This is a genomic window from Acidovorax sp. (assembly GCF_034519795.1).
Lineage (GTDB): Bacteria > Pseudomonadota > Gammaproteobacteria > Burkholderiales > Burkholderiaceae_C > Acidovorax.
In genome coordinates this window covers 767,847-789,676 of sequence record NZ_JAXHOB010000020.1, presented here as the reverse complement: position 1 = coordinate 789,676, position 21,830 = coordinate 767,847, and the positions used below count along the sequence as shown (strand labels likewise).

19 protein-coding genes are annotated in these 21,830 nt (G+C 59.9%); 11 read left to right on the top strand and 8 right to left on the bottom strand.

What is annotated here, in order from left to right; translation table 11 throughout:
- Position 1 precedes the first annotated feature (1 nt).
- Positions 2-919, bottom strand: coding sequence for an SMP-30/gluconolactonase/LRE family protein (locus tag U5N23_RS24930; RefSeq protein WP_322595381.1), 918 nt, complete (start codon positions 917-919; stop codon positions 2-4).
- 102 nt (positions 920-1,021) lie between these two features.
- On the opposite strand from U5N23_RS24930, the gene edd reads away from it, so the two are divergent.
- Together edd and U5N23_RS24920 are read left to right on the top strand one after the other, a co-directional pair.
- Positions 1,022-2,791, top strand: coding sequence for a phosphogluconate dehydratase (gene edd, locus U5N23_RS24925; protein WP_322595380.1), 1,770 nt, complete (start codon positions 1,022-1,024; stop codon positions 2,789-2,791).
- Positions 2,782-3,429 (top strand): bifunctional 4-hydroxy-2-oxoglutarate aldolase/2-dehydro-3-deoxy-phosphogluconate aldolase, encoded by a 648-nt coding sequence (locus tag U5N23_RS24920; RefSeq protein ID WP_322595379.1) that lies wholly within the window; start codon positions 2,782-2,784, stop codon positions 3,427-3,429. The genes edd and U5N23_RS24920 overlap by 10 nt, the downstream gene beginning before the upstream one ends.
- Before the next feature lie 103 nt (positions 3,430-3,532).
- On the opposite strand, the gene groL is transcribed toward U5N23_RS24920, so the two are convergent.
- Together groL and U5N23_RS24910 are read right to left on the bottom strand one after the other, a co-directional pair.
- Positions 3,533-5,185: a chaperonin GroEL gene (gene groL / locus U5N23_RS24915; RefSeq protein WP_007854022.1), complete on the bottom strand. Its 1,653-nt coding sequence runs from the start codon at positions 5,183-5,185 to the stop codon at positions 3,533-3,535.
- Positions 5,186-5,355: 170 nt separating this feature from the next.
- A complete protein-coding gene (locus U5N23_RS24910; protein WP_007854024.1) occupies positions 5,356-5,646 on the bottom strand; it encodes a co-chaperone GroES in 291 nt (96 codons plus the stop codon).
- A 1,813-nt stretch (positions 5,647-7,459) separates the two neighbouring features.
- Here U5N23_RS24910 and U5N23_RS24905 point away from each other — a divergent pair.
- The 5 genes from U5N23_RS24905 (at position 7,460) to qatD (ending at position 12,738) form a co-directional block, all read left to right on the top strand.
- On the top strand, positions 7,460-7,831 hold the full coding sequence (locus tag U5N23_RS24905) for a hypothetical protein (protein ID WP_322595378.1): 372 nt from the start codon (positions 7,460-7,462) through the stop codon (positions 7,829-7,831).
- 203 nt (positions 7,832-8,034) lie between these two features.
- Positions 8,035-9,888: a KAP family P-loop NTPase fold protein gene (locus U5N23_RS24900; RefSeq protein ID WP_322595377.1), complete on the top strand. Its 1,854-nt coding sequence runs from the start codon at positions 8,035-8,037 to the stop codon at positions 9,886-9,888.
- A 233-nt stretch (positions 9,889-10,121) separates the two neighbouring features.
- Entirely contained in the window at positions 10,122-10,739 is a 618-nt protein-coding gene (gene qatB, locus U5N23_RS24895; protein ID WP_322595376.1) for a Qat anti-phage system associated protein QatB, read from the top strand.
- On the top strand, positions 10,736-11,998 hold the full coding sequence (gene qatC / locus U5N23_RS24890; RefSeq protein ID WP_322595375.1) for a Qat anti-phage system QueC-like protein QatC: 1,263 nt from the start codon (positions 10,736-10,738) through the stop codon (positions 11,996-11,998). Before qatB ends, qatC begins: the two co-directional genes overlap by 4 nt.
- A complete protein-coding gene (gene qatD, locus U5N23_RS24885) occupies positions 11,998-12,738 on the top strand; it encodes a Qat anti-phage system TatD family nuclease QatD (protein ID WP_322595374.1) in 741 nt (246 codons plus the stop codon). The genes qatC and qatD overlap by 1 nt, the downstream gene beginning before the upstream one ends.
- Positions 12,739-13,113: 375 nt before the next feature.
- On the opposite strand, the gene U5N23_RS24880 is transcribed toward qatD, so the two are convergent.
- The 5 genes from U5N23_RS24880 to U5N23_RS24860 are packed head-to-tail and all read right to left on the bottom strand — an operon-like array spanning position 13,114 to position 16,698.
- Positions 13,114-13,884, bottom strand: a complete 771-nt coding sequence (locus tag U5N23_RS24880) for a DUF6602 domain-containing protein (protein ID WP_322595373.1) — start codon at positions 13,882-13,884, stop codon at positions 13,114-13,116.
- 9 nt (positions 13,885-13,893) lie between these two features.
- A complete protein-coding gene (locus U5N23_RS24875) occupies positions 13,894-14,799 on the bottom strand; it encodes a CBASS oligonucleotide cyclase (protein WP_322595372.1) in 906 nt (301 codons plus the stop codon).
- Positions 14,799-15,299 (bottom strand): HORMA domain containing protein, encoded by a 501-nt coding sequence (locus tag U5N23_RS24870; protein WP_322595371.1) that lies wholly within the window; start codon positions 15,297-15,299, stop codon positions 14,799-14,801. The genes U5N23_RS24875 and U5N23_RS24870 overlap by 1 nt, the downstream gene beginning before the upstream one ends.
- Positions 15,296-15,772: a hypothetical protein gene (locus U5N23_RS24865; protein WP_322595370.1), complete on the bottom strand. Its 477-nt coding sequence runs from the start codon at positions 15,770-15,772 to the stop codon at positions 15,296-15,298. Before U5N23_RS24865 ends, U5N23_RS24870 begins: the two co-directional genes overlap by 4 nt.
- Entirely contained in the window at positions 15,769-16,698 is a 930-nt protein-coding gene (locus U5N23_RS24860; RefSeq protein ID WP_322595369.1) for an AAA family ATPase, read from the bottom strand. Before U5N23_RS24860 ends, U5N23_RS24865 begins: the two co-directional genes overlap by 4 nt.
- A gap of 149 nt (positions 16,699-16,847) precedes the next feature.
- Between U5N23_RS24860 and U5N23_RS24855 the strand changes: the two genes are divergently transcribed.
- The 4 genes from U5N23_RS24855 (at position 16,848) to U5N23_RS24840 (ending at position 21,827) form a co-directional block, all read left to right on the top strand.
- On the top strand, positions 16,848-17,648 hold the full coding sequence (locus U5N23_RS24855) for a response regulator transcription factor (RefSeq protein ID WP_322595368.1): 801 nt from the start codon (positions 16,848-16,850) through the stop codon (positions 17,646-17,648).
- Positions 17,575-19,803 carry a HAMP domain-containing sensor histidine kinase gene (locus tag U5N23_RS24850; protein ID WP_322595367.1) on the top strand — a complete coding sequence of 743 codons (2,229 nt, stop codon included), beginning with the start codon at positions 17,575-17,577 and terminating at the stop codon, positions 19,801-19,803. Before U5N23_RS24855 ends, U5N23_RS24850 begins: the two co-directional genes overlap by 74 nt.
- 421 nt (positions 19,804-20,224) lie before the next feature.
- The gene (locus U5N23_RS24845; RefSeq protein ID WP_322595366.1) at positions 20,225-20,497 is read left to right on the top strand and encodes a hypothetical protein; all 273 of its coding nucleotides are present in this window, start codon (positions 20,225-20,227) and stop codon (positions 20,495-20,497) included.
- Between the two features lie 49 nt (positions 20,498-20,546).
- Positions 20,547-21,827 carry a DNA repair exonuclease gene (locus U5N23_RS24840; RefSeq protein ID WP_322595365.1) on the top strand — a complete coding sequence of 427 codons (1,281 nt, stop codon included), beginning with the start codon at positions 20,547-20,549 and terminating at the stop codon, positions 21,825-21,827.
- Positions 21,828-21,830 lie beyond the last annotated feature (3 nt).

The following is a 21,830-nucleotide window of genomic DNA, read 5'->3' as shown; positions in this document are numbered from 1 at the left end:
GTCACATCGCCGCGTTGGCCTGGAAGAAGTTCACGGGCAGGCCCGGCACTTCGACGGGCAGGCTGAACAGCGAGCCCGCCGGGATGGCGGCGTCCAGCTCGGTCTGCGGCCGGCCGGCGCGCGCCGAGGTGATGTACAGCGTGCGCAGGTCGTCGCCGCCAAAACAGACCATGGTGGGGCACTGCACGGGCACGGCAATGCGCCGCAGCTCCTGGCCGGCGGGCGACAGCTGCAGCACGCAGGCACCCTCGTACATGGCGACCCAGTAGTTGCCCTGCACGTCCACGGCCGCGCCGTCGGGGCGGCCACCGTAGGGGGCACCGTCTTGCCTGGGCGGGAAGGTGGCCCACGGTGCACGGCTTTCGATGTTGCCGGTGGCGGCATCGAACACAAAGCGGTCGATGCGGTGCTCGGGCGTGTTGGCCCAGTAGAGCCAGCGCTCGTCCGGGCTGAACGCCAGGCCGTTGGCGGTGAAGTTGTCGCCCGCCATCTTCTGCACCCGAAAGCCGCCGGGCGCCGCCTCCAGCCGCCACAGGGCCGCGTCGGGCGCCGTGCGCGGGCTGATCACCGAGCCGGCCCAGAACCGGCCCGCCGAATCGCAGCGCCCATCGTTGAGGCGCAGCACCCGGGTGTCGTGCGCGTTGCCGGGCAGCAGGGCCAGGCAGGTGAGGGCACCGCTGCTGGTGTCGAGCAGGTAAAAGCCGTCCCGTAACCCGATTACTAGTTTCTTGCCCGCCACCGGGGCGCAGCAACCGGGTTCGGAGGGCATGTCCCAGGTGCGCAGCTGCCCGCTGGCTGGCGCCCAGGCGTTCACCTGCCTTCCCTGGATGTCACACCAGTAAAGGGATGTTTCATGGGGGTGCCAGAATGGCGATTCGCCCAGTTCCGAGGGGGGCAGGGGGAGGGTCTGCAGGGTCATGGGCTTGATCCGGGGTAGTTATCGAGTTACATTCTAGAGGCTCCTGTTGGAGCTGTACTCTCTTTTCCCCACTATCCAAGTCCACCCCCGATGGAGCATCCCATGCATTCAGTCGTAGCGCGCGTGACGGCCCGCATCATCGAGCGCAGCAAGGACACCCGTGCCGCCTACCTGGCCACGGTCGACGCCATGGTCCAGCGCAAGCCCCCGCAGGACCGCATGGGCTGCGCCAACCTGGCCCATGCCTATGCGGCGCTGCCGGGCTCCGAAAAATTCAAGGTCACGGTCGAGAAGGCGCCCAACATCGGCATCGTCACGGCCTACAACGACATGCTGTCGGCCCACCAGCCCTACCAGAGCTACCCGGCGCTGCTGCGCGACGAGGCCGCGCGCCACGGCGCCATGGCCCAGGTAGCAGGGGGTGTGCCCGCCATGTGCGATGGCGTGACGCAGGGTACGCCCGGCATGGAGCTGTCGCTGTTCTCCCGCGACGCCATTGCCATGGCCACTGCGGTAGCGCTGTCCCACGATGTGTTCGACGGCGTGCTGCTGCTCGGCGTGTGCGACAAGATCGTGCCGGGCCTGTTGATCGGCGCGCTGCACTACGGTCACCTGCCCTGCGTGTTCGTGCCCGCCGGCCCCATGGGCTCGGGCCTGCCCAACAAGGACAAGGCCAAGGTGCGCGAGCTCTACGCCCAGGGCCTGGTCGGCCGCGACGAACTGCTCAAGGCCGAGTCGGCGGCGTACCACAGCCCCGGCACCTGCACCTTCTACGGCACGGCCAACAGCAACCAGATGCTGCTGGAAGCCATGGGCCTGCACGTGCCCGATGCGGCGTTTGCCCCGCCCGGCACCGGCGAGCGCGAGGAGTTCACGCGCCAGGCCATGCGCACCGTGCTCGACATCGGCAAACGCGGCAAGCGCTTCACGCCCATCGCGCATGTGGTGGACGAGCGCTGCATCGTCAACGCCATGGCCGCGCTGCTGGCCACGGGGGGCTCCACCAACCACCTGATCCACTGGGTGGCGATCGCGCGCAGCGCCGGCATCCTGATCGACTGGACCGACTTCGACGACCTGTCCTCCGTCGTGCCGCTGCTGGCCCGCGTCTACCCCAATGGCGATGCCGACGTGAACCAGTTCCAGGCCGCGGGCGGCCCGCCCTGGATTCTGCGCGAGCTGCTGGCCAACGGCCTCATGCACCCCGACGTGCTGAGCGTGAACGAGGGCGGCATCGCGGCCGGGGGCGCCCCTGCGCCCGCCACCTCGGGCGACGAGGCGGTGCTGCGACCCGTGGCCCAGCCGTTTTCGCCCACGGGTGGCCTGCGCCTGCTGCAGGGGCGCCTGGGCCGCGCCGTGATCAAGGTCTCGGCCGTGCCGGAAGACCGCCACATCATCGAGGCGCCAGCGCGCGTGTTCGACTCGCAGGAGGACTTGCTTGCGGCCTTCGCTGCGGGCGAAGTGCAGCAGGACATGGTGGCCGTGGTGCGCTTCCAGGGCCCGCGTGCCAATGGCATGCCCGAGCTGCACAAGCTCACGCCGCCATTGGCCGTGCTGCAGAACCAGGGCTTCAAGGTGGCGCTGGTGACCGACGGCCGCATGAGCGGTGCCTCGGGCAAGGTGCCGGCCGCCATCCACGTGACGCCCGAAGCGCTGGGCGGCGGCCCGCTGGCCAGGGTGCGCGACGGCGACCTGCTGCGCGTGGACGCCGTGGCGGGTACGCTCGACGTGCTGGTGGACGAGGCCGAATGGGCCGCGCGCATCCCCGACGAATGCAAGGCGCCCGCAGCCACCGGCTTTGGGCGGGAACTGTTTGCCAACTTTCGCCGCCATGCGGGCGGCGCTGAACAAGGAGCCTGTACATGGCTGTGAATGCCTCCCCCCCCGCCCTGAACCCGCTGGACATCGCCAGTTACGGCCCGGTCATCCCGGTCATCGTGATCGACCGGGTCGAAGACGCGATTCCGCTGGCCGAGGCCTTGCTGGCCGGTGGCGTCAAGGTGCTTGAAGTCACCCTGCGCACGCCCGCGGGCCTGCCTGCCATCGAGGCCATTGCGCGCCAACTGCCCGAGGCCGTGGTCGGCGTGGGCACCGTGCTCAACGCCGAGGATGCGCGCCGCGCGAGCGAGGCTGGCGCCCGCTTTGCCGTGAGCCCGGGCTACACCTCGGCGCTGGGCTCGGCCTGCAAGGGGCTGAACCTGCCGCTGCTGCCCGGCGTGGCCACCTCCAGCGAGATCATGCAGGCCTTGGCCGATGGCTTCCAGTTCCTCAAGCTGTTCCCGGCCGAGGCCGTCGGCGGCATCCCGCTGCTCAAGTCCTGGGCCAGCCCGTTCGGCCAGGTGAGCTTTTGCCCCACGGGCGGCATCACCAACGCCACGGCGCCCAACTACCTGGCGCTGCCCAATGTGCGCTGCGTGGGCGGGTCTTGGCTCACCCCCGCTGACGCCGTGCGCTCGGGCGACTGGGCGCGCATCACGCAACTGGCGCAGGCCACGCAGGCGCTGAAATGACCTGAACGGCGCGCACCATGAAAAAAGCCCGCAGGCCGTAAGGCCTGCGGGCTTTTTGCTGGTTGGCAGCGCAGTGAGCGGGTCACTGCGCCAGGCCGGGCAATTACATGCCCATGCCGCCCATGCCACCCATGCCGCCCATGTCGGGCATGCCGCCGCCGGCACCGGCCTCGTCCTTGGGTGCTTCTGCAACCATGGCTTCGGTCGTCAGCAGCAGCGATGCCACGGAGGCAGCGTTCTGCAGGGCCGTGCGGGTGACCTTCGTGGGGTCCAGAATGCCCAGTTCGAGCATGTCGCCGTAGGTGTCGTTCGAAGCGTTGAAGCCGTAGTTGCCCTTGCCGGCCAACACAGCGTTCACCACCACCGAGGCTTCGCCGCCGGCGTTGTTCACGATTTCGCGCAGGGGCGCTTCGATGGCCTTCAGGACCAGCTTGATACCGGCTTCCTGGTCGGCGTTGTCGCCCTTGACCGAGTCACCGACAGCTTGCTTGGCACGCAGCAGGGCCACGCCACCACCGGCCACGACGCCTTCTTCCACCGCTGCACGGGTAGCGTGCAGGGCGTCTTCCACGCGGGCCTTCTTTTCCTTCATTTCGACTTCGGTGGCAGCGCCGACCTTGATCACGGCCACACCGCCGGCCAGCTTGGCCACGCGTTCCTGCAGCTTTTCGCGGTCGTAGTCGGACGTGGCTTCCTCGATCTGCACGCGCACTTGCTTGACGCGGGCTTCGATGTCACCAGCAGCGCCGGCGCCGTCGATGATGATGGTGTTTTCCTTGCCCACTTCGATGCGCTTGGCCTGGCCCAGGTCGGCCAGGGTCACCTTCTCGAGGGTCAGGCCCACTTCTTCAGCGATGACCTTGCCGCCCGTCAGGATGGCGATGTCTTCCAGCATGGCCTTGCGGCGATCGCCGAAGCCAGGGGCCTTGACGGCCACGACCTTCAGGATGCCGCGGATGGTGTTGACCACCAGCGTCGCCAAGGCTTCGCCTTCGACTTCTTCGGCAATGATCAGCAGCGGACGGCCAGCCTTGGCAACCTGCTCCAGCGTGGGCAGCAGGTCGCGGATGTTGCTGATCTTCTTGTCGAACAGCAGCACGAAGGGGTTGTCCAGAATCGCGGATTGCTTTTCGGGGTTGTTGATGAAGTAGGGCGACAGGTAGCCGCGGTCGAACTGCATGCCTTCCACGACGTCCAGTTCGGAGTCGAGGGACTTGCCGTCTTCCACCGTGATCACGCCTTCCTTGCCAACCTTGTCCATGGCGTCAGCGATCAGCTTGCCGATGGTTTCGTCGGAGTTGGCCGAGATCGAGCCGACCTGTGCGATTTCCTTGGAGGTGGTGGTGGGCTTGGAAGCCTTCTTCAGCTCGATCACCAGGGCCGTCACGGCCTTGTCGATACCGCGCTTCAGGTCCATCGGGTTGATGCCGGCGGCCACGTACTTGAAGCCTTCGCGCACGATGGCCTGGGCCAGCACGGTCGCGGTGGTGGTGCCGTCACCAGCGTTGTCGCTGGTCTTGGAGGCCACTTCCTTCACGAGCTGGGCGCCCATGTTCTGCAGCTTGTCCTTGAGTTCGATTTCCTTGGCCACGGACACACCGTCCTTGGTCACGGTAGGGGCGCCGAACGAGCGCTCCAGCACCACATTGCGGCCCTTGGGGCCCAGAGTCACCTTGACCGCGTTGGCCAGGATGTTCACGCCTTCAACCATGCGTGCGCGGGCTTCGCCGCCGAAAACTACGTCTTTTGCTGCCATTTGGAGCTCCTGAAAATTAACTGAATCAATTGCGACTGGCTTGGGGGAGAGGGGAAAGCGTAGCGAGCAGGTGCCAGGCTAGGCGCACGGAGCACAGCAACCGGAACGTACTTCCTGTACGTGAGGATTGCGAGCACCGCGCAACGACGCATGGCGCCTGCGCAGCAGCTTTACTTCTCCACCACTGCGAACAGGTCGTCTTCCTTCATGACCAGCAGCTCATCGCCCTTGATCTTGACGGTCTGACCCGAGTACTTGCCGAACAGAACGCGGTCGCCGACCTTCACGTTCAGGGCGATCAGTTCGCCCTTGTCGTTCTTCTTGCCGGGGCCGACGGCCAGCACTTCACCTTGATCGGGCTTTTCAGCGGCGTTGTCGGGGATCACGATGCCGGAGGCGGTCGTGGTTTCGCTTTCGATACGCTTGACGATCACGCGATCGTGCAGGGGGCGAAGGTTCATTGCATTGCTCCTGGTTCAAAAATTACCGACAGTACGAAGCGCCCGGACCGGGCCCAGGCGCTACCAAACTTCATCCAGCAAGGAGTGTTAGCACTCCGTTGCAGTGAGTGCTAATGATACGGGCATTTGTTGCCGTTTCAAGACATGGGGTGATTGGGAGGGTGTGAAACACGCATCCAGTTGCGGAACGCCACTGTAGTTTCGTCAACGCGCCACTTAACCTTCGTTTTTTAGAGTGGCTGGCAGAAGCCGTTTGGACGGTTGGGTTCGACGCATTGTGAAGCCGGGATTGATTCGGATGCTGCGAATTTCATAGCAATTTCATTCTAACTGTGGGAAGGCATGCACTGCCTGGGCGCTGCGCGCGAGTCACATCCAACACGACGTCAAAGCCGCCGGATTGAGGGTTGTATGTAACTATTTGTGTTTTGAGTTTGAAGCTGTTTTGGGGCGCGAGGTCGTCCTGAGAGACCGACTAGCAAGGCAACACGGGGCGACGCTGTCCGTCAGATCTATATCACCAGCTAAACCAGCGGGTTGATTCGACTCTTGACGAGACAGACGTGGACCAGTCATGCAACTTGGCCAAGAGCGTGATGGTGACTGAATCGGTGCTGCTTACGGGTCCCTGTGATCGTATAAATAAAAGGTGTCAGGTAAAAATAAGAGGTGTCAAAACCCACAGGTGGCCTCTCCCTCAAGAGCAGGGATCGCGCGAAGGTGATGTTTGCAGCTGTCAGGGTCTACAACCTTGTTCATCCGACCTGAAGCCCGAGCTGAGACACATTGGTCTGCGGACAGGTTCTGCAATCCGGCTAAGCCCGTTACGGTGACTGCACAAGGTGGGGTTTTGACTCCTAGTGACTACAACAAATAAAGTCCGTCGGATGAAAACAAGGTCCGTCGGGCACTTCCTGCATTGTGGAAATTGCCAGGCCTGGCCGTCCTGTGGCATGAGGGCGGCAGGCCAACGGAGTGGCACTATTGCACTGAGGGCAGCAAGCAGGTGTTCTCGTCGGGCCAAGCACCCATCGTGATAGCGGCCCAGATGGCTTCACTCACATCTCCCGAGACCTGAACCAGGTCTCGGGCTGCGTTTAGCACCATGAGCGACCTCAGAAGTTGGTCTTCCTCAGGTGGAGCGCACAGGTGGTAGCTCCGTCCTGACTCCGTTTTGACAATTGCCTTGGGCAGGTCTATGGCTTGCAGCAAGGAGGTGACACGCAGTGACCCCGAATCAAGTTGGGCGGCAATGTGCAGGGTTCCATTGCCCCGCCGCAGGATGCGCCAGTGGTGCAGTTGGACTTCGGGCTGCGAAAGGACATCCGGCGCCGGACGCTTGTTGACAAGGTGAAGCTCCATGATGAACCTCGTTGTTCGTCCAGAGACAAGCAGGATAGCAAAGCCACTGCGTGCACCCAAGGTGTCCCTCGAAAGCCTTGATTGGGCAGCGTTGGTTGCACTTCAACAGGCAGGACCTGCAGCCCATGCTCGGTCTTGCCTATGAATTAAGCACTCCGTTAGGACCCGCGCCGGTGCGGGCACTGCAGGACATACCACGGAGATATCCACAGATTCATCCACGGGTTGAGTGGACATTCTTCTATCGGAAGGCTGTTTGGCCGTCCATCCCCAGAAAATCTCGGCAGCGAAGCTTGAACTGCGCGCATCGAGGCGTACTGGCCACTGCTTTTGCCGAAGATGGTGCGGGGGCTGGACCAAAGCAATGCACGAACACCGTGGCCTTGATTCCATACTGCCCTTGAAGCCCCAGCCCGTTGGAGGTATGTTGCTCCCATTGCAAGGAGCGACCATGTCAATCGACCGTTCCATCCACAGCGGAATCCCCGCCGACTTCCCGATAGTCGCGATCCCTTTTGCTCTCTCTGGCGCGCATGCCAAGATGAGCTTGATCGAAGAGAATGGAAAGTTCTACGCCCCAGGTACCTCACCCTCCGAGGTCGCTACCGCCTTCGAGGTCTGCGAGGACTTGGTCGTACAGATGGTCCCGTACTGCGAGCGCAAACTGGCTGCGTTTCAGGGGGACCAAGAGGCTACGCTGAGAGCGGTTTTTCAGAGCTTGCTCAGCAAGAAGTGGTGTACAGACTTGCAATCCGAATGGATTGTGCGCAAGACCGCCGAGCGCCTTGGATGGCCAATCTCACAATCAAATCTTATGCCATGACGCTGTCAGGCTGACCTCCGTTTTGAATTTTGGTCAGTGGCGTCAGTGGACGCATCAAGTTAAGCGCAAAAACTATTTGAGTATTTTGCGATTCCGTACCAGAGTGATGGTGGAGGCGCTCCCAGTGCAGAGTGATTTGAGCGCATCTAGAGGCGATTAAACGGGGTGGCCTAAAAATATGGCGATTTAGGAGGGAGAAATAGGTGTGGCATGACAATGAAACGACGATCGACTATCTAAACTTTGGGGTCGTAGCGGATGCTTGTGCAAAGCTGCTGCAGCAGGCTGGAGGCGAGCCCATATCTGTCGGAATTTCTGGAGGGTGGGGCGCGGGTAAGACCTCGCTGGTCAAAATGGTCGCTCAGCGCTTACAAGCGTTGAACAAACCAAATGAAAACACATACGTGCTTGTCACGTTCAACCCTTGGCTCTACCAAGACTTCGATAGTGCCCGCAATGCTCTGCTCCAACTGGTAGGTGACGAAGTGCTCGAGCGAGCAAGGAGCAATCAGGACCTATATGAGAAAGCCAAGCGCCTCTTGAAGCGCATCAATGTTTTGCGACTTGTCCAATTGGGAGGCGAGGCAGCTGCTACCTATTTCACGGGCGTACCAGTCGGCATGGTTGGTCGAGCGATGCAGCGATTTGGGCTCATCGGCAAAGGCGATGCTGAAGAAAAAGAGAATGAAGAAAAAGAAAAAAAGAACGGCGGAGACGGACTTCTCAAGCCAGCCGAGCCTATCTCACTACCTGGAGAGATTCAGGCATTTCGAGCAGCGCTCGAAGCGTTGCTTGAGGAGCTGAAAATTACGTTGGTCGTCTTCGTCGACGATCTTGATCGCTGCCTGCCAAAAACCGCGATCTCAACGCTCGAATCTATCCGTTTACTGCTCTTCATCAAGCGCAGCGCTTTTGTGATCGCTGCCGACAATGACTTCATCAAAGGTGCAGTCCGTGTTCATTTCGCAGGGACTGAAATCAAGGACGAGGTCGCGACCAACTACTTTGACAAGCTGATCCAGGTTCCATTGCAGGTTCCGAGATTGGGCGTGAACGAAGCCAAGGCATACATCGCGCTTTTGCTCATGCAGCGCGCAAAGGAGGATGGGGTCTTTAACCCGACGAAATTTGACATTGCCCGAGCCGAAGTTTCCAAGAGACTGCGTGACGCATGGCGCGGCGATGCGGTTAGCCTAGAATTTTTAGAGGCGCAGGTTGGTGTCGACAACCAACTGATGGTCGAAAGGATGAAGCTCGCGGATGGGCTTGCGCCATTGTTGACCAGGTCGATCGCCGTCAATGGAAATCCGAGGCTCATTAAACGCTTCCTGAACACCGTCTTTCTGCGATCGAGCTTGGCGGAGCCCCAAGGTATCACGCTGGACCTCGAAGCACTCGCGAAATGGCATCTGGTCGAGCGCTGCGCCCCTGAGCTCGCCATCGATCTTTCAAATCTAGTGACGTCGGAGTCAGACGGGCGAGTAGCAGCGCTGAGATCTGCCGAGGAGTCTAACGCGACGGGGCAAGCCCTTGTAGCGCCGTTCAACGATCAAGACACATTTGTGCGTCAATGGCTCGGGCTTTCTCCATCGCTTGGCAACATGGACCTTCGTCCATTGCTGCATCTCAGCCGAGACACACAAACCCGAGACTTCGGTGCGGATTCGTTGACGGCCGTTGGGCGAGAGCTGCGAGACGCGCTCGCTGCAGCAACGACCCCAAACGTACATCTAACAGTGGCAATTACCAACGCCGGTGCTCTTCAGGCCGGCTTGGCGATGACAAGGGCTTGGGCACTACAAGCGCCCAAGCGCGGCTGGCGTAACGCCGTCGACGTCTTGATGCTCATCGAAACCTGCAAGGTATATCCACAACATGGTCCAACAGCGGAAGCGCTATTGTTTAAGGCCCCCGTTTCCCAAATTGGCGCAGGGATCATCCCTGGACTCAGTACTCAGCAGTGGGCAAAGCCTGTGCTGGATTCCTGGCTTGCTCACTCGGACACTGACGTGAGGGTCAAGCGTGCAATCCAGCCCGATGGCAATAGGTCAAGCTGATGGGAACTTCAACTTCGAGTAAGGGAGGCGGTCCCCGCTCACCGTTTGATCCAGAGTGGTTGGAAGGTGCCCCCGGCGGAGGCGATACTGGCGCTGACGATAACGACGATGCACCGGGTGATGGCCATTCTGGAGCCCCTGGAGAAGACGATGCACCTCAAAGCGAAATAGAGCCCAGTCATCTGGTTCCAGCTGCGAATCCGGCACGAAGGTTCGCCGGGGCACGCGTCGCGATGTCCGGTGCCCTCGGCGGCGGAGGGCGGGACGGCTTCAAGACCGCAGCGAAGCGCATGGTTAGTCGAGGAATGGGCGGTGCTGCTCGTGCTGCAAACACTATGCGGGCTACTGCGCAAGGAGCCGGTGCACTCGGCCATTTCCTCACCCAGGCGCGTGACGGAACAGATTCGGGCATCGTCAACTGGGTTCAGCGCGCTCGAGCGGCCAACCTCTCCGCGAACGACCTTATTTTGGAGGTGGTTAGAGAGGTTATCCCGCAGTCTGGAAGCATTGACGAAGACTCGATTCGCAATGCGGCAACGGAGACGTTGTCGATGTTGTACGAAACGTCACCAGATGTCGATATCTTCAATCTGAGTGATCAACAGATCGCAGACATCGTCGGCTTCACCGTGGCCAACGACATCTGCAATCGTGTAGACCTGCTCCTCGGTCAGAGCTATGAGAAGCTCAAGTACACCCCACAGCAGGTGCAGCTGTGCCGAAACGACATTCGTGAATATGTGCGGGGATTGGTTCGTGTAGAGATCGATAAGTTGGGAACAAGACCCGTTGATGCACACAGTCTAGCTCGGGAAGTCCTTGCTGCAACCTTGGAGGTGTTCGGCGAATGAAAGTCCTATGCACAAGTGCTGACAGCTTGCCGGCGAGCATGCGGCCTGATGAGCAAGCCTTCGCATTTTTTCGAACGGCGGGGCGCGAAGGCGTCGGTAACATTGCCAATAAATGGAGGTCTCAGTTGAAGCGCAAGGGCTTCGCGCCTGACTCTGTGACTTGGGATTTTGTACAGTTTTGCCTTGCCGCCTGCGCGGCCGACCTGGCGTGTCCTAGAGAAAATAGCGCTGACGGATGGACTCGCGTAATAGAGCTGACCATTGGCCTGCACGAGCCTATGCGCTGGGTTGGATTTGAGGAGCATCTGGCGAAGATGCTCAAGTTGCTGACGGGTGACTACTGGACTCTCCACTTTGTCGCAGGTGGGGAGGCGCCACCTACGGGAAAAGTGACGTCCTTGCCGCACGACTGCGTGTGCCTGCTTTCTGGTGGACTGGACAGCCTTGTGGGCGGAATTGACCTCGTTTCTGGAGGTCGAAGGCCGGTTTTCGTGTCTCAACTGGCGCATGATGACTCGGTTAAGCAGGGGAAGTTCGCGAACAGGCTGGGTGGCGCCAGCGCACATTGGCAGTGGAGTCACGGCATCAACTTCGCTGGTCAGCGTGAGCCGTCGACACGCGCCCGGTCCCTGGCTTTCTATGCTTTTGCGGTACTAGCTGCGTCTCGCATTGAGGGAGAACGCGTGCAAGTATTTGTCCCGGAAAACGGATTCATCTGCATCAATCCTCCATTGGTGCCGGGTCGTGTATCTAGCCTGAGCACCAAGACAACTCACCCTCAGTTCATCGCGATGATGCAGTACCTGCTGGACGAACTTGGTTGCAGGGTAGTGCTTGAGTTGCCCTACAGATTCAAGACCAAGGGCCAGATGCTCCAGGAGTGCCGCGATCAATCCCTGCTGCAAGGCTTGGCCTGTGAAACGACAAGCTGCGGCCGCTTTCGCACATACAACCGAAAACATTGCGGGCGCTGTGTACCTTGCATGATCCGGAAAGGCGCGTTTCACGCATGGGGGCCAAATCGAGATGCAACGGTCTATGTACACGACTCCCTTGCTGCATCGGACAAGTCGAGCGGACCTGACGACGCAATGGCTGCAGCGCTTGCAGTTCTCACCATGGAAGAACGAGGACTAGATCGGTTCCTGGGCGCAACGTTGGCATTCGCTGGACCTGACGAGCGGGCGTTGTATCGACAGGTACTTAGCGATGGCCTGGTCGAGATTGAAGCGGTCCTTCGGAGGGATGGCGTGCTTTGATGGACTTTCACTGCCATCTTGATCTATATCCTGGTGCCAAAGCTGTCTCAGAGGAGGCAGCTCTTCGCAATGAATTCACCTGGCTTGTAACCACCAGCCCCAGAGCCTATGACGCCACGTCGAGGGTGCTGGGTCATGTGCCGCGAGTACTCATTACGCCTGGCCTGCACCCCGAACTGGTCGAGACCCGCGCCGGCGAGCTCCCCCAACTGCTGCAGCAGATGGAGCATGCAGTAGCGGTAGGTGAAGTAGGGCTGGATGGCTCCTATCGCTTTAAGTCGAGTTTGGCGATCCAGCGTCAAGTTTTTGATGCCGTCGTGTCGCGAAGCAGAGAGCTGGGCGGGAGAACTTTGAGCATCCATTCACGGGGTGCCGCGAAAGAGGTCCTGTCCATTCTTCTCAAGAACCCAGGCTTCGGCACTGCGGTACTGCATTGGTTCACTGGGACAGTTGGAGAGATGGAGACCGCATACAAATTGGGGTGTTGGTTCAGCATAGGACCCGCTGCGTTTAACAGCGCAGCCGGCCGCACGCTTGTCGCAAAGATCCCTCGTGACAGGGTGGTTCCCGAGAGCGATGGACCGTTCGCCGAGGATAATGGCGTGCCAGTTCAGCCTTGGAGTATGGAGAGAACAGCCCAGCTATTTGCACCTCAATGGGAATGCGCAGAACCCGAAGCGTTTGAAATACTACGCACGAACGGACGCAGACTGCTGCGCACGATGGGCCGACTGCTGTAGCTCCCAATACATGCCACCCCTCTGACACGCGAGACTATCGTGGCGCGTAGAAGGGGTGCAGTCACTCGCCTGTAGATGTGCCCGTACGATGCCGCCTCACATCTCCACATATTGGTCTGGGACGTTTTCCCAGACACGGCACTTCCGATAGACAGCTCGTTTGAAAGCTCGGAAAAGTGCGTACGAATCAAACTCCGCATTCGGAATCTCCTCTCGTACCGCGTCTTCCAATGCTCGGCGCATTTCCGAGCTGAGGTGATCTACTACATCTTCAATTTTTACTCGTGCCATATGAATACTCCATAGAAAAGTGAGTTGTCATTTACGATCTTGTAATCTGCCGGCCTGCTTCGGATCGCTGAGCTCGATGTAGCTTTACGCCTTGATGATGCGGCTGTACGCGGCCCAGTCAATTGCCGGTACTGTTCCCAGACTCTGCAGCCGCGCGAGGAGACGAAAGAGGAAGTACATCATTGCACCCTGTTCAGACACCACGAGATGGCTGCCGTCATAGCAGTCGTAGCAACCATGATCCAGGGAGCACACGCAGTCAAGTGCGGACACGGACTGGCTGCCGAGGTTGCCCAAGAAGGTGCTGTCCAGGCCATTGACCCACCCCGAGCGTGGTGCCAGCAGCCCTGCCAGGATGCGGAAGTGCGGCTTGGCCTGGTAGGTACCGCCAGCGTGCGAGATGGCCACGGAAGTGCGCGTCATGCTGCGGACAGACGCAGCCTTCTTCTCCGCATACTCGATGTATCCCTTGTTGACTTCAGGCTTGCATTCGAAGATTGCGTAGACGGCCTCGGCGGGAATGTACCGGTGGTTCTTTTGATCAAGCAGGGTGGGCGTGAAGTGCCGGTCAAAGATGACCACATCGATTTGATCGCTGCGATTTCCCTTCGAGTCAATAATGATGCCGGTTGCTACCTCATAGCGATTTGGTAGGTAGGAGCGGAGCAACTCCAGCCAGTGCTCCTCATTCACCGAGCCCATCGTTCCCGCGTGGCTGATGGACTGAGTGGCTAGCGCCATCTGGCTGCCGAGCGCGGTCTGGACGTTCGCAAAAGCCTGTTTGAGCCAGCTGGTGTCGTCGACAGCGGCATTGAGCGCGGTCGTCGTCGTTGTTGTTGTTGAATTTTGGGTCATAGGTACGCTCTAGGAGAGTGGGAACTTGGGGCCGAACAGAGCACGCCACGCCTTCAATGCCTCGCCGCTCTGCCCCTTGCGAGCCAGGTGTATGGCGTTGGAGGCCTCACGGCTGGCAGCGAGAAGCAGTTGTTGTGCTCGGTCCCTTCTCGCAGCATCCATCCCGTCGCTGATGGGTGATCCCATTGCCGCTGGATCAGGCCACTCGTCCGTGATGCGATTAGCGAGCGACGAGAACATCGCCTGCATCTCATAGTCAAAGCGCCCCTGCCAGCCGCCGTGCAGGCACTCCAACGCCATCACCTCGATGAGGAATGACGGCTTTACAGGTTTGTCTGCGCCGTGCTTAGGGTTGTTGTTCCAGTACTTGACCATCCGGACAAGCCCTTTCCACTCCGAGGAGAAGGCTTGGTGCGCATCCCGCGCCTTGTTCGCGTGGATTTCGGGATTGGTTTTCATCCATTTGCCGGTGTCGTTGTTGGGAATTTCGAAGTCAGAGCCAACCGCTACAGCAGGTACTACGTCCACGCTGACGACACGGTAGTCCGTGTTGTCTTCTGCATCGACAACCACGCCGAAGTCGACGCTGACGGAGCGCCCTTGCTTGCGAACAGCCTCCTTGCCGTACTTCTCAACCAGCGCGTTGTAGAAGTCTTCCAGAATCTCTGAAGGTGCCTGGGGGCGGTACTTCTTTTCCTCGGAGTCCGACAAGACGAAGAAGATGTCGATGTCCTTCAAGGGCTTGGTCTTGGTGTGCCGTTTGTAAGAACCAGTCAGGAAGTCGCGCTGGATCGAAAATCTGGAACAGATATGCTCACGAACTTCGGTGTGGCGCTTGGAGGCGTTTGCCTGTTCGCGGTCGTTGAGCTCAAGCCGGGACTTGAACTTTCGGAAGGCATCATCGAGGGAGATCATCAGCGGGTCCTCCAGTAAGCGGTGCTCGCCCCGAGTCCGCTATGTTCAACAGTAGAGCCAAGGGTCTGGCGCACCATGCCATCGGTCGAGCGCGAAGTAGCAGGCCCCCAGCCAGAGACATCCGGCCGACCAGGCTTGGTCTTCAGGATGACTTCATAGCTCGCGCTCTCAGGGGCCACGCCGGCTTTTCTGATGGCGTATTTCAGCTGCTCGGTGTCGGTGTAGAACGAACCATCGCAATCGCTCCACTGGTAGACGATGTCCAGGTCCCAGCGGACGATCATCGCGTTCGTCGCCGGGTTGAAGATCTCCAACTCGACCCGTTCAAGGTGGCGGGATTCAATCCAGGTCTTTATGGCGCGGTGTTTGCTCTCCCAGCTGTTCACTAGGTTTGCGGGTGAAAGTCCGCTCATGCGGATGATGTCTTTCAGGCTCTTGAGCACGTTGTCGGTGACGTAAGTGACCGAGTGGGTGTACGAATAAACGGAAACGGTGCTCATGGCTTCAGGAACCCTTGCCAGTCGAGCGCCACGGCGGATGCTCTGGCCGACTTCTTGTCGGCGTCGACTTCAATGCCGTCCGCTGCATCACGTGCGACCACCCGGTTTGTCTGCTTTTTAAGCGCCGCCTGCACCCAGGAAAGATCTTCGGCAGCCACCGCGACTGAGACCTTCCAGTCGCCCTTCGTCGCATCGAATCCTAGCTTTGCTTCGTTGCTAGCCGAGTCATCGAGTGCGTCGTCGTCATACAGACAGTAGATGCGCGTGCGCGGTCCGTCGCAGGTGACGACGATTGGGCTAGATTGCGGAACTTGATCGGTGATCACGCTCGCCACAATTCCTGCGATGCTCAGGAGTTCCTTGCGGGCTTCGGCATTGGGACTGCTCGCCGTAATGAGGTCTACGATGGCACTCCATGTCTCTGCGGCATCGCGAGACGGGACGCTGCGGAAGTCTCGGCGGACGGTACTCATTTGAGGCCCCCCTTGCGCGAGCGCACCAGCTTTGCCTCCTTCGCCGCAGCGAGCAGATGAGCAGCGGTCAGCTTGTTCGGGTCAGCAGCAACTTCTCGACTCATGGCCATCGCATTCACCACCATCTTGCGCAGCGCGCGACCATCCAGTCCTTCACATGCATGTGCGATTTTGTCGATTTCCTGGGAGTTTGCGACAGTGGCGATTCCCGGGAACTGGGTTGCTAGGCCGGCCAAGCACTGCTGGAGAATCTCTGTGACAGCGTCTCGGTTTGGAGGGGGCACTTCGATGACCAAGTCGCAGCGCGACGTGAATGCGTCGTCAATGGCTTGTGGGAAGTTGCTGGTGGCGATAAACAGTATGTTCGGATTGCTCTCTGCCAGCGCATCGAGTTGGACGAGCACTGCATCGGTGGCGCGATGAATGTCCACCGGATTTGCCTCCAGACTCATCCGTGAACGGTCTGCAGCCAAGGTCTCGACTTCATCCAACAGAACCACGGTCGGCCCGTTGCTCGCCTGTTCCGAGATTGTCTGGGAAAACAGCTCGCTGACTGCGCGCTGCGTTTTCCCCATCGCCGAGCTCGTCAACGCATGGGGATCGACTTCGACCAGGCGAGGCTTGGCCTTTGGCATGAGACCCGCCAGCTTGCTGGCCAGACCCCGCGCCAACGAGGTCTTGCCTGTGCCTGGAGGGCCAACTAGAAGGATCACCCCATGCATCGGCAACTGGTCGCGCGAGACCTTCGGGCGCAGGGAGAAGTTCAGGATGGCCTGAGACAGCAGGCGCTCCTTGATGTCTGGGGCCACAATGATGCTGTCCCAGAGAGCGTCAAGCGTTGCGTGTGGGAGCACGCGGATAGCAGAGATGCCCCGCGGCAGGTCTTCGGGGCGTACCAGATGGTGTGCTGGGGTATTGGCGTTCAAGTCTGTCCCGTCCTTGTGAGGACGCCGTTGTTGTGTTGGACAGAAGTTTTCCAGCAGTTGGGAAAGGGTTGGTAGAAGACCGGTTCAGGTGTTGGGGCGCTTGCCTTGCTCGGTTATACGTTTCCGTGAAGGCGCCTCGACATCTTGTCATGATCGTCCTGTGGTTAAGAAACCTGAACCGCGTGCCCCCAAATCCTGCACGTGTTTGTGAGATGCTGCGATTCTCTGAAAACCCTTGTTCTGGGGCCCCCATGATTCGTATAGCCATCATTGAAGACGTCCAGGAGGACAGCGATAACCTGAAAGCGTTGATCCTGAACTCGCTGCAGGCTGACGTCAGACAGGCCTATACCAAGGCGGAAGCTGAAACGTTGCTGAAAGAAGAAAAGTTCGACCTGGTCCTGATGGACATCGAGCTGGGAACTGGCGCGAAGAATCGCTATGCTGGGCTTGGGCTGCTGAGCGACATTCGCGCGAACTGGCCAACGATCGTAGTATCCGGGATGCCGGAGGACAACCTCAGGGGGTTGGCGCTCACGCTGCATGCATACGACTTCATTGCAAAGCCGGTTGATGAGCAGGATCTTATTAATAAGATCGAACACGCGCTCGAATGGTCGAATTCAGAGGCCGGGAAAGACCTGACTACTCAACAAGGGTTACCGGATGGTCTGACCGCTGACCCTCTGCGGAAGAATCGCTACCTTTGGAAGGGGAACGCGGTGGCGCTGACGATGACACAACTCAGCATCCTGCAATGCTTGATTGAACGACCTGGTACCGTAGTGGAGACAAGGAACTTGGTCAGGAACCTGAAGTCGGGAATGTCAGCCAAGGCAATCGCAACGCAATTGTCAAACGTGCGCACTAAGTTCCGTGAGTTCGACCCAGATTTTGACCGAATTGACAACGAACCCGGCCGTGGCTATTTCTGGAAAACAACACCGTAGTCGTTTGCCGCAGTGGTGGCAGAGTTGGGACTTCACTCTCACCACTGTCGCACTCCTCGCCCTCCTCATCGCCATCTTGGGCGGGGCGGTATTTGACATCAGCATATCGGCGCACAGGAAAGAGCAGCGAGTTCAAGAGTCCGAGCTCAATGGACAGCTTGCCCAGTTCCTGCTCAGTACACGTGAACCCGATGGATCGTCGCTGCTTGAGAACCCCGCTGAGTTTTCGGCGGTTTCTCGCGCGCTGAACGTCATCACGTTACGTCGCTCGTTCTTCTCTTACCTGCTCCAGACTGGCAACGCAAGGGCGTTCAAGACAGGAGACATCAACTTCGAGGCGCCGAGAGCCTGCCAAGTGGAATACACCGGTGGTCGGCGGGAAGGACCGCTCGCGGGAAACCTGCGTGCCTGTTTCGCCGCAGTGCCAGGGGACCAGACTGGGCGCTATGTGTATTTCTCTTTGCGCTACCCTTCCAGCAAGATCGAGCGCCATCACCCTGGCCGCCCGCTCGCAGAGGTGAATCGTGTAGTCCTCACGTTCGGCGGGCCCCGAGAGAATCGCCTCACTCTCGCCTATCAGGTCCCTCCGCTGGCCCGCTCGCGGTACCCCTCACAATTGGCCCGCTTCGAGCAGGTCCACGAGCTTGCCGGATTCGCTTCAGGAGAGGGGGGCTTGCCCTCCCGATTCGTCAGCGGGCAGGCGTTCGAAAGCCAGGTCGAAGAGGATGGCAGCGCGCCGCAGAGTTTCGTGACGGTAGTAGGCCGCCTTGACTCAGCATTCCTGCTGCCGACTGGCTCTGACGACGCATGGCCCTCAACTGCTCTGAAGCAGATCGCAATTGGTGTGAGGATCTACGACAAGGCATCCACTACCTCGGACACGGAAGTTCTTTTTGATGTGCCTCCTGGAAAAGCCGGCACTCCGGTTGTGTCTTTGACACAGGCTTATCTATCAGCGGTTCCGTCACGCGCGTCTTTGCAGGTCAGCTCCATTGGCTCTGGAGGTGCTCGGCGCATTCTTTGGCGATCTGACGATGCAGGCATCAGCCAGTCGACGACGCGGCTTGATGGGTGGTGGCAAGACATCGCTGATCATTGGTCCGAGTTCATCATCTCCAAGGGCGTTCTTCACAGTGAGCCTGTGCAAGCCTCCCAAAACATGCGAGTTGGCGGAGTTGTGAATGCTCGAGCTACGCTCACCGCTACGCCATTCACGCTGCCCGACCTTGCGACACGTGCGTTCACGTGGGTTTCTGCGGCAGTTGGACTCATTGTGGTCTTGGCCATTTACTGGGGGCACAATGCACTGAAGCTACGTCGTCTTAGAACGGTAGCTTACGCAATGGCGGTGCGGCCCGCTGGCGGTGGCGATCTGAAGAAGTTCGCCGCCCCCAACGAAATTGGTACCTTAGCGCGCGTCTTTCACCTTTTGCTAAGACGCAATCGATCCCGGGATGCAAACTTGGTCAAGCGGCTACGCGCGCAGGAATTGCGGCGCGCTGAAAGGCTGCGGTTGGCCGAGGCTCATGTGCAGAACAGAAAGGCGATTCTGGATGCCATTGGGCACGAAATCCGAGCGCCGCTGCATTCCCTCGTGAACACGACCAAGGACCAGCAAGCGGTTCAGCAAAAGCTTGCCCGCATTCGACGCGCGGTCGAAGCGCTTCATGAAGCCACAAGTGTGGAGGACGGGCTTCGGTCAGGCGAAATCGCAATGTCACCACATGACTTGACAGATTGGCTCAAGCGGTTCGCGCGTAACCTGAATGAAGACAATAGGGACGTGAAGTACGTCGGCCCTGAGCACGAAGTTGTTGTGCAAATGGACTCCATCCAACTGGAGCAAATCTTGGACAACCTTCTGGACAATGCCCAGCGTTATCGAGTTGCCGGCAGCAGCATTGAACTGCGATTGTCAGAATCAGGTGATCTGGTTGAACTTGCAGTCTTTAACCGAGGGGAGTCAATTCCGGAGGCGGATATCGAGAGAATCTTCGACTTGGGCGTGTCCGACAGTGACGCACCGAGTCATAGCGGACTTGGGCTCTTCGCGTCACGCATCTATGCATTGGCGATGGATGTGACTGTTCGTGCTCGTAACGAGTTGGATGGCGTCTCATTGGTATTGCAGTTTCCACGCCCAAGTCGAGATTGAGCGATCTCTTGGTCAATTTGGGCAGCGAATAGCTGATCTTGACCGTCCACCGCAATCTAACTTTGACCTCCAACTTTTGTAGCGATCCTGTGAGTTCATCCTGTCCGCGCTGTCTTGTTGAATGGCGCGGCAATAGCGCTGGTGAGAGTCTTCACGCAACGCGGTTTGGTGCTCCACGTCGCCGCAGGTCCGCAACGATCGGGTCGAGTTCGTCATTCGCCGTTCTTCCATTCTTAGCCGTGATCAGATGCCGTCACGGCTGAAGCATTGTTTTGATATGTCCTACTGTAGGGAACCTCTAGAAACCCCTGATTATTCAAAAACAGCGCACGTATGTCATTTATTCATATGGGCGAAAATCTGGAGAATTGAGGATTTTAGAGGTGCCCTGTGGTTCCATCCAGTCATGCACAATCACCGCATGGAACTCGACCAGATCGCCATCGCCCTGTTCGGCGCCCTCGCCGCCTGGCTGTCCCAAGCCCGCAGTGAGAAGCTGCGGCGCTGGGCCTGCATCTTCGGCATGCTCGGCCAGCCCGCCTGGTTCTACGCCGCGTGGAAAGCCGACCAGTGGGGCATCTTCCTCGTGAGCGTGATCTACCTGGGCGCCTGGATGCGCGGAGTGTGGGTCCACTGGATCGCCCCGCCACCTGCGTCTGGCCTGGGCACCATCCAGATCGTCCCCCGCAAGTGATCCGCATCCGCAGCCATCCTTCTGCCCGCCCTCCAGAGGAGACCTCTTCGTGAAATTCATCCACACCGCAGACCTGCACCTGGACAGCCCCCTGCGCGGCCTGTCCTCCTACCCCGATGCCCCCGCGGAGCGCCTGCGCACCGCCACCCGCGATGCCTTCGAGCGCCTGGTCACGGTGGCCATCGACGAAAAAGTGGACTTCATGGTCATCGCCGGTGACGTCTACGACGGCGACTGGAAGGACTTCAACACCGGCCTGTTCTTCGTGCGCCAGATGGGCCGCCTGCGCCAGGCCGGCATCCCTGTGTACCTGCTCTACGGCAACCACGACGCCGACAGCGAGATGACCAAGGGCCTGGAACTCCCAGACAACGTCCATGCCTTCGCCTCGCGCAAAGCCGAGACCTTCCGGATCGAGCCGCTCAAGGTCGCCCTGCACGGCCGCAGCTTCAAGGTGGCCGCCACCACGGAGAATCTGCTCCCCGGCTACCCCATGCCCATCGCCGGCTGGCTCAACATCGGTGTCCTGCACACCGCGCTTGAAGGCCTCACCGAGCATCCCAAGTACGCCCCGTGCACAGTGGCAGAGCTCCAGGCCAAGGGGTACCAGTACTGGGCCTTGGGCCATGTGCATGAGCAGCGAATCGAGCGCGGCGACACCACCATCGCCTACCCAGGGAACCTGCAAGGCCGCCACATCCGCGAGACCGGCCCGCGCGGTGCGCTCTTGGTCAGCGCCGAAGAAGGCGAGATCACCGAGGTCGAGCGGGTCGAAGTCGACGTGCTGCGCTGGCACGCCTTGGCCGTCGATGTCAGTGTCTGCGAAGACCTGCGCAGCGCCATTCGTTTGGCGGGCCAGGCCATGGAGGACCTGCTCACGAACTCACCCGCTGGCCTGCCCTTGGCGGTACGTGTGAGCTTCACAGGCCAGTCAGCCGCCCACGCGGCCCTGGCCAGCGACGAGGGCCAACTGCGGCAGGAGATGATCGCCCAGGCCGTGGTGCTGGACCCGGACCGCATCTGGATCGAAAAAGTGCGCGTCGCCACTACTGCGCCTGCGACACAAGCCGCTGGCCTGGAGGGCGAAGCCCAGGATGCGCTCAACGCACTGCAGGAACTGGCCGCCTCTGCCCATGCCGATCCGGAGTTCCTGCAGTCGCTTCAGGCTGATTGGCAGGCCATGCTGGAAAAGCTCCCGCACGACGTGCTCCAGGCATCTCTCGAACTCGCAGAGCTTCGCCAAGCGGATCCATCGCTCATTGCCGATCGGGTCCGCCAGGCTACCCCCGTACTCATGGCTCGGGTAGCTGGCGCTGGCGCCTCAGTCTGACAT

Excerpts from the sequence above, each read along its gene's own strand:
- U5N23_RS24880 (WP_322595373.1), bottom strand. The coding sequence starts at position 13,884 with ATGACCCAAAATTCAACAACAACAACGACGACGACCGCGCTCAATGCC.
- U5N23_RS24910 (WP_007854024.1), bottom strand. The coding sequence starts at position 5,646 with ATGAACCTTCGCCCCCTGCACGATCGCGTGATCGTCAAGCGTATCGAA.
- U5N23_RS24920 (WP_322595379.1), top strand. The coding sequence starts at position 2,782 with ATGGCTGTGAATGCCTCCCCCCCCGCCCTGAACCCGCTGGACATCGCC.
- groL (WP_007854022.1), bottom strand. The coding sequence starts at position 5,185 with ATGGCAGCAAAAGACGTAGTTTTCGGCGGCGAAGCCCGCGCACGCATG.
- qatD (WP_322595374.1), top strand. The coding sequence starts at position 11,998 with ATGGACTTTCACTGCCATCTTGATCTATATCCTGGTGCCAAAGCTGTC.
- U5N23_RS24930 (WP_322595381.1), bottom strand. The coding sequence starts at position 919 with ATGACCCTGCAGACCCTCCCCCTGCCCCCCTCGGAACTGGGCGAATCG.
- edd (WP_322595380.1), top strand. The coding sequence starts at position 1,022 with ATGCATTCAGTCGTAGCGCGCGTGACGGCCCGCATCATCGAGCGCAGC.
- U5N23_RS24845 (WP_322595366.1), top strand. The coding sequence starts at position 20,225 with ATGGAACTCGACCAGATCGCCATCGCCCTGTTCGGCGCCCTCGCCGCC.
- qatB (WP_322595376.1), top strand. The coding sequence starts at position 10,122 with ATGTCCGGTGCCCTCGGCGGCGGAGGGCGGGACGGCTTCAAGACCGCA.
- U5N23_RS24870 (WP_322595371.1), bottom strand. The coding sequence starts at position 15,299 with ATGAGCACCGTTTCCGTTTATTCGTACACCCACTCGGTCACTTACGTC.
- U5N23_RS24865 (WP_322595370.1), bottom strand. The coding sequence starts at position 15,772 with ATGAGTACCGTCCGCCGAGACTTCCGCAGCGTCCCGTCTCGCGATGCC.
- U5N23_RS24855 (WP_322595368.1), top strand. The coding sequence starts at position 16,848 with ATGATCGTCCTGTGGTTAAGAAACCTGAACCGCGTGCCCCCAAATCCT.
- U5N23_RS24875 (WP_322595372.1), bottom strand. The coding sequence starts at position 14,799 with ATGATCTCCCTCGATGATGCCTTCCGAAAGTTCAAGTCCCGGCTTGAG.
- U5N23_RS24905 (WP_322595378.1), top strand. The coding sequence starts at position 7,460 with ATGTCAATCGACCGTTCCATCCACAGCGGAATCCCCGCCGACTTCCCG.
- qatC (WP_322595375.1), top strand. The coding sequence starts at position 10,736 with ATGAAAGTCCTATGCACAAGTGCTGACAGCTTGCCGGCGAGCATGCGG.